Raw genomic sequence first — 15,801 nt, 5'->3', positions numbered from 1 at the left:
ACTTTCAACCACAGGCGTGTCGTTCACCGCATTTACGGTGACGTTGACCGTCGCTTGGTCGGTCAGTGCACCATCGGTGACGGTGTAAGTGATTTCGGCATCACCATTGAAGTTCTCAGCTGGTGTGAAGACCAATTTGCCGTCAACAATCTCGACTGTGCCTTGTGTTTCAGGTACGGACGCCGATTGGATAGACAGCGTATCACCATCGATGTCGGTGTCGTTTGGTAGGACATCAATCGTGACAGCGGTATCTTCTTGTGTTGTTGCCGCGTCATCTTTTGCCACTGGCGCATCGTTCACTGATGTGACATCGACGTTCACCGTGGTGGACTCACTGACGCCACCGGAGGTAACGATGTAGGTAAAGCTGTCTGCCCCGTGGAAGTTGTCGTTTGGCGTGTAGGTTACGCTGCCATCCGGGTTGACCGAGACCGTGCCGTTCGCTGGTCCATTGTTGGTATCCAGCGACACCACTTTGTCGTTGCCTTCGAACGTGTCGTTACCTAAGACCTTAATGATGGTTGGCGTATCTTCCACAACCGTCGCTTTATCTGCCACGATATCCGCCACTGGCGCCACTGTGAAGTTCACCGTTTGGCTAACGCTTTCGCCGCTTGGATCGGTCGCCGTAAAGGTCAACGCTTCAGAGCCGTTCCAGTCTGCCGTTGGGCTAATGGTCGCGATGCCATTTTCAATCGACACCAACACGTTGCTGTTGCCAGAGACGCTAAACGTTAACTCGCCATCCACGTTATCCACATCGCTGAAAGCGGTATTTAGATCGATGCTGTATGGCGTAAAGTCTTCCGCCAAGGTTTGGTCTGCGAGGCTGCTTTCAACCACAGGCGTGTCGTTCACCGCATTCACGGTGACGTTGACCGTCGCTTGGTCAGTCAGCGAACCATCGGTCACGGTGTAAGTGATTTCAGCGTCACCATGGAAGTTCTCAGCCGGTGTGAAGACCAGTTTGCCGTCAACAATCTCGACTGTCCCTTGGTCACTCGGCACAGACGCCGATTGGATAGACAGCGTATCGCCATCAATGTCAGTATCGTTTGGCAGGACATCAATCGTCACTGGCGTGTCTTCGTCAGTAATCGCCGTGTCATCTTTTGCCACTGGCGCATCGTTCACTGGTGTGACATCGACGTTCACCGTGGTGGATTCACTGACGCCCCCAGATGTGACGATGTAGGTGAAGCTGTCTGTGCCGTGGTAGTTGTCGTTTGGCATGTAAGTGACGCTGCCATCCAGGTTGACCGAGACCGTGCCATTGGCTGGACCGTTATTGGTATCCAGCGACACCACTTTGTCGTCGCCTTCGAACGTGTCGTTACCTAAGACCTTAATGATGGTTGGCGTATCTTCCACAACCGTCGCTTTATCTGCCACGATATCCGCCACTGGCGCCACTGTGAAGTTCACCGTTTGGCTAACGCTTTCGCCGCTTGGATCGGTCGCCGTAAAGGTCAACGCTTCAGAGCCGTTCCAGTCTGCCGTTGGGCTAATGGTCGCGATGCCATTTTCAATCGACACCAACACGTTGCTGTTGCCAGAGACGCTAAACGTTAACTCGCCATCCACGTTATCCACATCGCTGAAAGCGGTATTTAGATCGATGCTGTATGGCGTAAAGTCTTCCGCCAAGGTTTGGTCTGCGAGGCTGCTTTCAACCACAGGCGTGTCGTTCACCGCATTTACGGTGACGTTGACCGTCGCTTGATCAGTCAGCGAACCATCGGTGATGGTGTAAGTGATTTCGGCGTCACCATTGAAGTTCTCGGCCGGTGTGAAGACCAGTTTGCCGTCAACAATTTCAACTGTACCTTGGTCACTCGGCACAGACGCCGAATCAATGCTTAACGTATCACCATCGATGTCAGTATCGTTTGGTAGGACATCAATCGTCACTGGCGTGTCTTCGCCAGTGACAGCGGTATCATCTTTTGCCACTGGCGCATCGTTGACTGGCGTGACATCGACGTTCACCGTGGTGAATTCCGATACCCCACCGGAGGTAACGATGTACGTGAAGCTGTCTGTACCGTGGTAGTTGTCGTTTGGCGTGTAAGTGACGCTGCCGTCCGGGTTGACCGAGACCGTGCCGTTGGCTGGACCGTTATTGGTATCCAGCGACACCACTTTGTCGTCGCCTTCAAACGTGTCGTTATCTAAGACCTTAATGATGGTTGGCGTATCTTCCACAACCGTCGCTTTATCTGCCACGATGTCCGCCACAGGGGTAACCGTGAAGTTCACCGTTTGGCTAACGCTTTCACCGCTTGGATCGGTGGCGATAAAGGTTAGGGTTTCTGAGCCATTCCAGTCTGCGGTTGGAGTGAACGTAGCAATGCCATTGACGATCGCCACTTGAATGTTGCTATTACCAGAAACGCTAAACGTTAACTCACCATCGGCGTTATCCACATCACTGAAGGCCGTATTCAGATCGATGCTGTATGGCGTAAAATCTTCCGCCAAGGTTTGGTCTGCAATGTTGCTTTCAACCACAGGCGTGTCGTTCACCGCATTCACGGTGACGTTGACCGTTGCTTGGTCAGTCAGTGCACCATCGGTCACGGTGTAAGTGATTTCGGCGTCACCATGGAAGTTCTCTGCCGGTGTGAAGACCAGTTTGCCGTCAACAATCTCGACTGTCCCTTGGTCACTCGGCACGGACGCTGATTGAATAGACAACTTATCGCCGTCGATGTCGGTGTCGTTTGGCAGAACATCAATCGTCACTGGCGTGTCTTCGTCAGTGATAGCGGTGTCATCGTTTGCCACTGGCGCGTCATTGACTGGCGTCACATCGACGTTCACCGTGGTGGACTCTGATACCCCACCGGAGGTAACGATGTAGGTAAAGCTGTCTGTCCCGTGGTAGTTGTCGTTTGGCGTGTAAGTCACGCTGCCGTCCGGGTTGACCGAGACCGTGCCGTTCGCTGGACCGTTATTGGTATCCAGCGACACCACTTTGTCGTTGCCTTCGAACGTGTCGTTACCTAAGACCTTAATGATGGTTGGTGTGTCTTCCACAACCGTCGCTTTATCTGCCACGATATCCGCCACTGGCGCCACTGTGAAGTTCACCGTTTGGCTAACGCTTTCACCGCTTGGATCGGTGGCAGTAAAGGTCAGCGCTTCAGAGCCGTTCCAGTCTGCCGTTGGGCTAATGGTCGCGATGCCATTTTCAATCGACACCAACACGTTGCTGTTGCCAGAGACGCTGAAGGTCAGATCGCCATCGACGTTATCCACATCACTGAAGGCCGTATTCAGATCGATGCTGTATGGCGTAAAGTCTTCCGCCAAGGTTTGGTCTGCGATGCTGCTTTCAACCACAGGCGTGTCGTTCACCGCATTCACGGTGACGTTGACCGTTGCTTGGTCAGTCAGTGCACCATCAGTAATCGTGTAAGTAATTTCAGCGTCACCATGGAAGTTCTCAGCTGGCGTGAACACCAACTTGCCGTCAACAATCTCAACTGTGCCTTGCGCTTCAGGTACAGACGCCGATTCAATCGACAGCTTATCGCCATCGATGTCAGTATCGTTTGGCAGAACATCAATCGTCACTGGCGTATCTTCGTCAGTAACAGCGGTATCATCTTTTGCCGCTGGCGCATCGTTGACTGGCGTCACATCGACGTTCACCGTGGTGGACTCACTGACGCCACCGGAGGTGACGATGTAAGTGAAGCTGTCTGTACCGTGGTAGTTGTCGTTTGGCGTGTAAGTGACGCTGCCGTCCGGGTTGACCGAGACCGTGCCGTTGGCTGGACCGTTATTGGTATCCAGCGACACCACTTTGTCGTCGCCTTCAAACGTGTCGTTATCTAAGACCTTGATGATGGTTGGCGTGTCTTCCATGACCGTTGCTTTATCTGCCACGATGTCCGCCACAGGCGCCACTGTGAAGTTCACCGTTTGGCTAACGCTTTCGCCGCTTGGATCGGTAGCCGTAAAGGTTAGGATTTCTGAGCCGTTCCAGTCAGCGGTTGGAGTGAACGTAGCAATGCCATTGACGATCGCCACTTGAATGTTGCTGTTGCCAGAGACACTGAAGCTCAACTCGCCATCCACGTTATCCACATCACTGAAAGCGGTGTTTAGATCGATGCTGTATGGCGTAAAGTCTTCTGCCAAGGTTTGGTCTGCAATGTTGCTCTCAACCACAGGCGTGTCGTTCACCGCATTCACGGTGACGTTGACCGTTGCTTGGTCAGTCAGTGCACCATCGGTCACGGTGTAAGTGATTTCGGCGTCGCCATGGAAGTTCTCAGCCGGTGTGAAGACCAGTTTGCCGTCAACAATCTCGACTGTCCCTTGGTCACTCGGCACAGATGCCGAGTCAATCGACAGCTTATCGCCATCAATATCGGTGTCGTTTGGCAGGACATCAATCGTCACTGGCGTGTCTTCATCAGTAACAGCGGTATCATCTTTTGCCACTGGCGCATCGTTGACTGGCGTGACATCGACGTTCACCGTGGTGGACTCCGATACCCCACCCGACGTGACGATGTACGTGAAGCTGTCTGTACCGTGGTAGTTGTCGTTTGGCGTGTAAGTGACGCTGCCGTCCGGGTTGACCGAGACCGTGCCGTTGGCTGGACCGTTATTGGTATCCAGCGACACCACTTTGTCGCTGCCTTCAAACGTGTCGTTACCTAGGACGTTAATGATGGTCGGCGTGTCTTCCACAACCGTCGCGTTGTCTGCCACGATGTCCGCCACAGGCGCAACTGTGAAGTTCACCGTTTGGCTGACGCTTTCACCGCTTGGATCAGTAGCCGTAAAGGTTAACGCTTCTGAGCCGTTCCAGTCTGCCGTTGGGCTAATGGTCGCGATGCCATTTTCTATTGAGACATTGACATTACTGTTGCCTGAGACGCTAAACGTTAACTCACTATCAACGTTATCCACATCACTGAAGGCCGTATTCAGATCGATGCTGTATGGCGTAAAGTCCTCCGCCAAGGTTTGGTCTGTAATGCTGCTTTCAACCACAGGCGTGTCGTTCACCGCATTCACGGTGACGTTGACCGTCGCTTGGTCAGTCAGTGAACCATCGGTCACGGTGTAAGTGATTTCGGCGTCACCATTGAAGTTCTCAGCCGGTGTGAACACCAGTTTGCCGTCAACAATCTCGACTGTCCCTTGCTCACTCGGCACAGATGCCGAGTCAATCGACAGCTTATCGCCATCAATATCGGTGTCGTTTGGCAGGACATCAATCGTCACTGGCGTGTCTTCATCAGTAACAGCGGTATCATCTTTTGCCACTGGCGCATCGTTCACTGGCGTCACATCGACGTTCACCGTGGTGGACTCCGATACCCCACCGGAGGTGACGATGTAGGTAAAGCTGTCTGCCCCGTGGTAGTTGTCGTTTGGCGTGTAAGTGACGCTGCCGTCCGAGTTGACCGAGACCGTGCCGTTAGCTGGACCGTTATTGGTATCCAGCGACACCACTTTGTCGTCGCCTTCGAACGTGTCGTTATCTAAGACCTTAATGATGGTTGGCGTATCTTCCACAACCGTCGCTTTATCTGCCACGATATCCGCCACTGGCGCTACTGTGAAGTTCACCGTTTGGCTAACGCTCTCGCCGCTTGGATCGGTAGCCGTAAACGTCAGCGCTTCTGAGCCGTTCCAGTCTGCCGTTGGAGTGAACGTAGCAATGCCATTGACGATCGCCACTTGAATGTTGCTGTTGCCAGAGACACTAAACGTTAACTCACCATCGGCGTTATCCACATCACTGAATGCGGAATTTAGATCGATGCTGTATAGCGTAAAGTCTTCTGCCAAGGTTTGGTCTGCGATGTTGCTCTCAACCACAGGCGTGTCGTTCACCGCATTCACGGTGACGTTGACCGTCGCTTGGTCAGTCAGTGCACCATCGGTGATGGTGTAAGTGATTTCAGCGTCACCATGGAAGTTCTCAGCCGGCGTGAAGACCAGTTTGCCGTCAACAATCTCGACTGTCCCTTGCTCACTCGGCACAGACGCCGATTGGATAGACAGCTTATCGCCATCCACATCGGTGTCGTTTGGCAGAACATCAATCGTCACTGGCGTGTCTTCGTCAGTGACAGCGGTATCATCTTTTGCCACTGGCGCGTCATTCACTGGCGTCACATCGACGTTCACCGTGGTGAATTCCGATACCCCACCGGAGGTAACGATGTACGTGAAGCTGTCTGTACCGTGGAAGTTGTCGTTTGGCGTGTAAGTGACGCTGCCGTCCGGGTTGCCCGAGACCGTGCCGTTGGCTGGACCGTTATTGCTATCGAGCGACACCACTTTGTCGTCGCCTTCAAACGTGTCGTTACCTAGGACGTTAATGATGGTCGGCGTGTCTTCCACAACCGTCGCGCGGTCAGATTCAATATCTGCCACAGGCGCAACCATAAAGTTTACCGTTTGGCTGACGCTTTCACCGCTTGGATCAGTAGCCGTAAAGGTTAACGCTTCTGAGCCGTTCCAGTCTGCCGTTGGGCTAATGGTCGCGATGCCATTTTCTATTGAGACATTGACATTACTGTTACCTGAGACGCTAAACGTTAACTCACCATCGGCGTTATCCACATCGCTGAAAGCGGTATTCAGATTGATGCTGTATGGCGTGAAATCTTCCGCCAAGGTTTGGTCTGCAATGCTACTTTCAACCACAGGCGTGTCGTTCACCGCATTCACGGTGACGTTGACCGTCGCTTGGTCAGTCAGCGAACCATCGGTGATGGTGTAAGTGATTTCGGCATCACCATTGAAGTTCTCAGCTGGTGTGAAGACCAATTTGCCGTCAACAATTTCAACTGTCCCCTGGTCACTCGGCACAGACGCCGAGTCAATACGTAATGTATCACCATCGATGTCAGTATCGTTTGGCAAGATATCAATCGTAACAGCGGTATCTTCTTGTGTTGTTGCCGCGTCATCGTTTGCCACTGGCGCGTCATTCACTGGCGTCACATCGACGTTCACTGTGGTGGACTCCGATACCCCACCCGAGGTAACGATGTAGGTAAAACTGTCTGCCCCGTGATAGTTGTCGTTTGGCGTGTAAGTGACACTGCCGTCCGGGTTGACCGAGACCGTGCCGTTAGCTGGACCGTTATTGGTATCGAGCGACACCACTTTGTCGTCGCCTTCAAACGTATCGTTACCTAAGACCTTAATGATGGTTGGCGTGTCTTCCACAACCGTCGCGTTGTCTGCCACGATGTCCGCCACAGGGGCTACCGTGAAGTTCACCGTTTGGCTGACGCTTTCACCGCTTGGATCGGTGGCCGTAAACGTTAGGGTTTCTGAGCCGTTCCAGTCTGCGGTTGGAGTGAACGTAGCAATCCCATTGACGATCGCCACTTGAATGTTGCTGTTGCCGGAGACGCTGAAGGTCAGATCGCCATCCACGTTATCTACATCGCTGAAAGCCGTATTTAGATCGATGCTGTATGGCGTAAAGTCTTCTGCCAAGGTTTGGTCTGCAATGCTGCTTTCAACCACAGGCGTGTCGTTCACCGCATTCACGGTGACGTTAACCGTCGCTTGGTCAGTCAGTGCACCATCGGTCACGGTGTAAGTGATTTCAGCGTCACCATGGAAGTTATCAGCCGGTGTGAAGACCAGTTTGCCATCAACGATCTCAACTGTACCTTGTGTTTCAGGTACGGAAGCCGATTCAATCGACAGCTTATCGCCATCCACATCGGTGTCGTTTGGCAGGACATCAATCGTCACTGGCGTGTCTTCGTCAGTAACGGCGTTGTCATTGGTCGCCACTGGCGCGTCATTCACTGGCGTGACATCGATGTTCACCGTGGTGGACTCCGATACCCCACCGGAGGTAACGATGTAGGTAAAGCTGTCTGTACCGTGGTAGTTGTCATTCGGCGTGTAAGTGACGCTGCCATCCGGGTTGACCGAGACCGTGCCGTTCGCTGGACCGTGATTGGTATCCAGCGACACAACTTTGTCGCTGCCTTCAAATGTGTCGTTACCTAGGACGTTAATGATGGTCGGCGTGTCTTCCACAACCGTCGCTTTGTCTGCCACGATGTCCGCCACAGGCGCAACTGTGAAGTTCACCGTTTGGCTGACGCTTTCACCGCTTGGATCGGTAGCAGTAAAGGTCAATGCTTCTGAGCCGTTCCAGTCTGCCGTTGGGCTAATGGTCGCAATGCCATTTTCAATCGACACCAACACGTTGCTGTTGCCGGACACTGAGAAGTTCAGTGCGGAGTCGCTGTCTTTAAATGCGTCGTTTAAATCAATCGTGTAGATCGTAAAATCTTCTGCTAACACTTGATCTGAAATCACATTATCGACTGTTGGTGCATCGTTAACGCGATTCACAATCAAACTATCACTGTCGCTAACCGTTGGATTAACACCATCCGATACTGATGCGCTGATCGTTAGGTCTTTAAGGTTGAGTTCGTCGTTGTTAACCGCGTCAACACCCGCTTGAGTCAGTTTGACTTCATCGCCAACTAGCGCAAAGTAGCCGTTTGAGTTGTTTTCTAAAGAAACGGTTAATTGCTCTTCTGGCGTATCTGTATCAGCGACTTCCAATGTTGCCACTACCGTATCGGTACTCACTGCGTCTTCAGTGATACTTTCTACAGCATCGACCTTGATGGTTGGCGCATCGTTTACTGGGTTAACGGTAACGGCCACCTTCGCTTGGTCGGTCAGTGCACCATCGGTCACGGTGTAAGAGATTTCAGCATCACCATGGAAGTCCTCGGCCGGTGTGAACACCAGTTTGCCGTCAACAATCTCGACTGTGCCTTGCGCTTCAGGTACGGACGCCGATTGGATAGACAGCGTATCACCATCAATGTCGGTGTCGTTTGGCAGGACATCAATCGTCACTGGCGTGTCTTCGTCAGTAACGGCATTGTCATTGGTCGCCACTGGTGCATCGTTGACTGGTGTGACATCGACGTTCACCGTGGTGAACTCCGATACCCCACCGGAGGTAACGATGTAGGTAAAGCTGTCTGCCCCGTGGAAGTTGTCGTTTGGCGTGTAAGTGACGCTGCCGTCCGGGTTGACCGAGACCGTGCCGTTGGCTGGACCGTTATTGCTATCCAGCGACACCACTTTGTCGTTACCTTCGAACGTATCGTTACCTAAAACCTTGATGATGGTCGGCGTGTCTTCCACAACTGTCGCGCTGTCTGCCACGATGTCCGCCACAGGCGCAACTGTGAAGTTCACCGTTTGGCTAACGCTTTCACCGCCTGGATCGGTGGCGGTAAACGTCAACGCTTCTGAGCCGTTCCAGTCTGCGGTTGGAGTGAACGTAGCAATGCCATTGACGATCGCCACTTGAATGTTGCTGTTGCCAGAAACGCTAAACGTTAACTCACTATCCACGTTATCCACATCGCTGAAAGCGGTATTCAGATTGATGCTGTATGGCGTGAAATCTTCCGCCAAGGTTTGGTCTGCAATGCTACTTTCAACCACAGGCGTGTCGTTCACCGCATTCACGGTGACGTTGACCGTCGCTTGGTCAGTCAGCGAACCATCGGTGATGGTGTAAGTGATTTCGGCATCACCATGGAAGTTCTCGGCCGGTGTGAACACCAGTTTGCCATCAACAATCTCAACTGTCCCCTGGTCACTCGGCACAGACGCCGAGTCAATACGTAATGTATCACCATCGATGTCAGTATCGTTTGGCAGAACATCAATCGTGACAGCGGTATCTTCTTGTGTTGTTGCCGCGTCATCTTTTGCCACTGGCGCATCGTTCACTGGTGTGACATCGACGTTCACCGTGGTGGACTCCGATACCCCACCGGAGGTAACGATGTAGGTAAAGCTGTCTGTACCGTGGTAGTTGTCGTTTGGCGTGTAAGTCACGCTGCCGTCCGGGTTGACCGAGACCGTACCGTTAGCTGGACCGTTGTTGGTATCCAGCGACACCACTTTGTCGTCGCCTTCGAACGTGTCGTTACCTAAGACCTTAATGATGGTTGGCGTGTCTTCCACAACCGTCGCTTTGTCTGCCACGATGTCCGCCACAGGCGCAACTGTGAAATTCACCGTTTGGCTAACGCTCTCGCCGCTTGGATCGGTAGCCGTAAAGGTCAATGCTTCTGAGCCGTTCCAGTCTGCGGTTGGAGTGAACGTAGCAATGCCATTGACGATCGCCACTTGAATGTTGCTGTTGCCAGAAACGCTAAACGTTAACTCACTATCCACGTTATCCACATCGCTGAAAGCGGTATTCAGATCGATGCTGTATGGCGTGAAATCTTCCGCCAAGGTTTGGTCTGCAATGCTACTTTCAACCACAGGCGTGTCGTTCACCGCATTTACGGTGACGTTGACCGTCGCTTGGTCGGTCAGTGCACCATCGGTGACGGTGTAAGTGATTTCGGCATCACCATTGAAGTTCTCAGCTGGTGTGAAGACCAATTTGCCGTCAACAATTTCAACTGTCCCTTGGTCACTCGGCACAGATGCCGAGTCAATACGTAATGCATCACCATCGATGTCAGTATCGTTTGGCAAGATATCAATCGTAACAGCGGTATCTTCTTGTGTTGTTGCCGCGTCATCGTTTGCCACTGGCGCGTCATTCACTGGCGTCACATCGACGTTCACTGTGGTGGACTCCGATACCCCACCCGAGGTAACGATGTAGGTAAAACTGTCTGCCCCGTGATAGTTGTCGTTTGGCGTGTAAGTGACACTGCCATCCGGGTTGACCGAGACCGTGCCGTTCGCTGGACCGTTATTGGTATCCAGCGACACCACTTTGTCGTTGCCTTCGAACGTGTCGTTATCTAAAACCTTAATGATGGTTGGCGTGTCTTCCACAACCGTCGCTTTATCTGCCACGATGTCCGCCACAGGCGCTACCGTGAAGTTCACCGTTTGGCTAACGCTCTCGCCGCTTGGATCGGCGGCAGTAAAGGTCAGCGCTTCAGAGCCGTTCCAGTCTGCCGTTGGGCTAATGGTCGCGATGCCATTTTCAATCGACACCAACACGTTGCTGTTGCCAGAGACGCTAAACGTTAACTCGCCATCCACGTTATCCACATCGCTGAAAGCGGTATTTAGATCGATGCTGTATGGCGTAAAGTCTTCCGCCAAGGTTTGGTCTGCGAGGCTGCTTTCAACCACAGGCGTGTCGTTCACCGCATTCACGGTGACGTTGACCGTCGCTTGGTCAGTCAGCGAACCATCGGTAACGGTGTAAGTGATTTCAGCGTCACCATGGAAGTTCTCAGCCGGTGTGAAGACCAGTTTGCCGTCAACAATCTCGACTGTCCCTTGGTCACTCGGCACAGACGCCGATTGGATAGACAGCGTATCGCCATCAATGTCAGTATCGTTTGGCAGGACATCAATCGTCACTGGCGTGTCTTCGTCAGTAACGGCATTGTCATTGGTCGCCACTGGCGCGTCATTCACTGGCGTCACATCGACGTTCACCATGGTGGACTCCGATACCCCACCGGAGGTAACGATGTAGGTAAAGCTGTCTGCACCGTGGTAGTTGTCGTTTGGCGTGTAGGTTACGCTACCATCCGGGTTGACCGAGACCGTGCCGTTGGCTGGACCGTTGTTGGTATCGAGCGACACCACTTTGTCGTCGCCTTCAAACGTGTCGTTACCTAAGACCTTAATGATGGTTGGCGTGTCTTCCACAACCGTCGCTTTATCTGCCACGATGTCCGCCACAGGGGTAACCGTGAAGTTCACCGTTTGGCTAACGCTTTCACCGCTTGGATCGGTGGCAGTAAAGGTCAGCGCTTCTGAGCCGTTCCAGTCTGCGGTTGGAGTGAACGTAGCAATCCCATTGACGATCGCCACTTGAATGTTGCTGTTGCCAGAGACACTAAACGTTAACTCACCATCGGCGTTATCCACATCGCTGAAAGCGGTATTTAGATCGATGCTGTATGGCGTAAAGTCTTCTGCCAAGGTTTGGTCTGCAATGCCGCTTTCAACCACAGGCGTGTCGTTCACCGCATTCACGGTGACGTTGACCGTCGCTTGGTCAGTCAGCGAACCATCGGTCACGGTGTAAGTGATTTCAGCATCACCATGGAAGTCCTCAGCCGGTGTGAACACCAGTTTGCCATCAACAATCTCGACTGTGCCTTGCGCTTCAGGTACGGACGCCGATTGGATAGACAGCGTATCACCATCAATATCAGTATCGTTTAGCAGGACATCAATCGTCACTGGCGTGTCTTCATCAGTAACAGCGGTATCATCTTTTGCCACTGGCGCATCGTTGACTGGCGTGACATCGACGTTCACCGTGGTGGACTCCGATACCCCACCCGACGTGACGATGTAGGTAAAGCTGTCTGTACCGTGGTAGTTGTCGTTTGGCGTGTAAGTGACGCTGCCGTCCGGGTTGACCGAGACCGTGCCGTTGGCTGGACCGTTATTGGTATCCAGCGACACCACTTTGTCGCTGCCTTCAAACGTGTCGTTACCTAGGACGTTAATGATGGTCGGCGTGTCTTCCACAACCGTCGCGTTGTCTGCCACGATGTCCGCCACAGGCGCAACTGTGAAGTTCACCGTTTGGCTGACGCTTTCACCGCTTGGATCAGTAGCCGTAAAGGTTAACGCTTCTGAGCCGTTCCAGTCTGCCGTTGGGCTAATGGTCGCGATGCCATTTTCTATTGAGACATTGACATTACTGTTGCCAGAGACGCTAAACGTTAACTCGCCATCCACGTTATCCACATCACTGAAAGCCGTATTTAGATTGATGGTGTATGGCGTGAAATCTTCCGCCAAGGTTTGGTCTGCAATGCTGCTTTCAACCACAGGCGTGTCGTTCACCGCATTCACGGTGACGTTGACCGTCGCTTGGTCAGTCAGCGAACCATCGCTAACGGTGTAAGTGATTTCAGCGTCACCATGGAAGTTCTCAGCCGGTGTGAACACCAACTTGCCGTCAACAATTTCAACTGTCCCTTGGTCACTCGGCACAGACGCCGAATCAATGCTTAACGTATCACCATCGATGTCAGTATCGTTTGGTAGGACATCAATCGTCACTGGCGTGTCTTCGTCAGTGACAGCGGTATCATCTTTTGCCACTGGCGCGTCATTCACTGGCGTCACATCGATGTTCACCATGGTGGACTCCGATACCCCACCGGAGGTAACGATGTAGGTAAAGCTGTCTGCACCGTGGTAGTTGTCGTTTGGCGTGTAGGTTACGCTACCATCCGGGTTGACCGAGACCGTGCCGTTGGCTGGACCGTTGTTGGTATCGAGCGACACCACTTTGTCGTCGCCTTCAAACGTGTCGTTACCTAAGACCTTAATGATGGTTGGCGTGTCTTCCACAACCGTCGCTTTATCTGCCACGATGTCCGCCACAGGGGTAACCGTGAAGTTCACCGTTTGGCTAACGCTTTCACCGCTTGGATCGGTGGCAGTAAAGGTCAGCGCTTCTGAGCCGTTCCAGTCTGCCGTTGGGCTAATGGTCGCGATGCCATTTTCAATCGAAACCAACACGTTGCTGTTGCCAGAGACACTAAACGTTAACTCACCATCGGCGTTATCCACATCGCTGAAAGCGGTATTTAGATCGATGCTGTATGGCGTAAAGTCTTCTGCCAAGGTTTGGTCTGCAATGCCGCTTTCAACCACAGGCGTGTCGTTCACCGCATTCACGGTGACGTTGACCGTCGCTTGGTCAGTCAGCGAACCATCGGTCACGGTGTAAGTGATTTCAGCATCACCATGGAAGTCCTCAGCCGGTGTGAACACCAGTTTGCCATCAACAATCTCGACTGTGCCTTGCACTTCAGGTACGGACGCCGATTGGATAGACAGCGTATCACCATCAATATCAGTATCGTTTAGCAGGACATCAATCGTCACTGGCGTATCTTCGTCAGTAACGGCATTGTCATTGGTCGCCACTGGCGCATCATTCACTGGCGTCACATCGACGTTCACCGTGGTGGACTCTGATACCCCACCGGACGTGACGATGTAGGTGAAGCTGTCTGTACCGTGGTAGTTGTCGTTTGGCGTGTAAGTGACGCTGCCATCCGGGTTGACGGAGACCGTGCCGTTAGCTGGGCCGTTATTGGTATCCAGCGACACCACTTTGTCGTTGCCTTCGAACGTGTCGTTACCTAAGACCTTGATGATGGTCGGCGTGTCTTCCACAACCGTCGCTTTATCTGCCACGATGTCCGCCACAGGCGCTACTGTGAAGTTCACCGTTTGGCTGACGCTTTCACCGCTTGGATCGGTGGTAGTAAAGGTTAACGCTTCTGAGCCGTTCCAGTCTGCGGTTGGAGTGAACGTAGCAATACCGTTGACGATCGCCACTTGAATGTTGCTATTACCAGAGACGCTAAACGTTAACTCGCCATCCACATTATCCACATCACTGAAAGCGGTGTTTAGATCGATGCTGTATGGCGTAAAGTCTTCTGCCAAGGTTTGGTCTGCGAGGTTGCTTTCAACCACAGGTGTGTCGTTCACCGCATTCACCGTGACGTTAACCGTCGCTTGGTCGGTCAGTGCACCATCGGTCACGGTGTAAGTAATTTCAGCATCGCCATGGAAGTTCTCAGCCGGTGTGAAGACCAGTTTGCCATCAACAATCTCGACTGTGCCTTGCGCTTCAGGTACGGACGCCGATTCAATCGACAGCGTATCGCCATCAATATCGGTGTCGTTTGGCAGGACATCAATCGTTACTGAGCTATCTTCCTCTGTAATTGTTGTATCATTAGAGGCAATAGGCGCATCGTTAACTGAGTTTACTGTTACCGAAACTTGAGCTTCATCCTCTAACTCACCATCTGAGATGGTGTAGCTAATCGTTGCATTACCGTTGAAATTTTCAGCCGGAGTGAAAACAAGCTTACCATCGATAATCTCAACGATACCTTGCTCTTCTGGTACAGAAGCAGAGGTAATGATTAAATCATCACCTTCAATATCACTGTCGTTAGCGAGCACATCAATTACAACCTGGGAATCCTCGTCAGTTTGAATCGCATCATTAGTTGCTATTGGCGCGTCATTAACAGGCGTAATATCTAAGTTAGCAGTGCCATTAATAACACCGCCATCGTTATCAATAATGTCATAGGAGAATGACACTTCAGTGTCATCGTCAGCCTCTGGAATGTAAGTCCAAGATCCATCGCTGTTATCAATTAAGGTGCCATTCCCACTCTCAATAGTGACGTTTGTAATGACAAGAGTATCGGCATCATCAATATTGACGTTCGATAGTAATTCTTCAGTAGTTATCGTGATTGGATCGCTATCTTCCTCAACAGCGCTTAATGTCACTGGAGAATTAGTAAGTGGCTTACTTGAGCCATCCCCACTTGTCTCGATACCTGTTGTGAAGAAATCATTTAAGGTCAACGCTTGAGTTTCAGATAAGCCGAGGGATTCTAAGCCAATAGTTTCAAAGTTTGTTGAGGCTAGCACTTCAGTACCATCTCGTACAATCGTGGCACTATTTTGCAAACTGGAGCCACTATTTTCACCCGCTGCAGGTGCGAGTTCTTCATCAATAGCAGAAGGGTCTTGACCTTGCTCAATAGCACTAATAATCTGTGCTACATCGTCTGAAATATCTTTTAAACCTTGCTCTTGAGCAAGCTGAATTTTCAGGTCTTGAGGCGCAGCATCTGTCATTGCCACTATCACTTCACCTGGTAGAGGCTGCTGTCCTTCTGCAAGGACTCTCAGCTGCCCATCCAAACCTATTACGACGACTTGATTACCGAGTGGCACTAATGCTGTACGATCCAT

Annotated in this window: 1 protein-coding gene (only partly in view); it reads right to left on the bottom strand. The window is 52.0% G+C overall.

Annotation, left to right across the window (positions count from 1 at the left end; genetic code table 11):
- Positions 1-15,801: the 5' portion of a tandem-95 repeat protein gene (locus tag MTF70_RS20255; protein ID WP_248394229.1), read on the bottom strand. 11,787 nt of this gene lie to the left of the window's left edge; the window shows 15,801 of its 27,588 coding nt (coding positions 1-15,801); the start codon lies at positions 15,799-15,801; its stop codon lies beyond the left edge, outside the window.

This window comes from Vibrio sp. 2CM40D, assembly GCF_023161825.1.
Taxonomy (GTDB): Bacteria; Pseudomonadota; Gammaproteobacteria; order Enterobacterales; family Vibrionaceae; genus Vibrio; species Vibrio alginolyticus.
The sequence above is the reverse complement of the archived record's forward strand: the minus strand, read 5'-3'. Positions and strand labels throughout refer to the sequence as shown.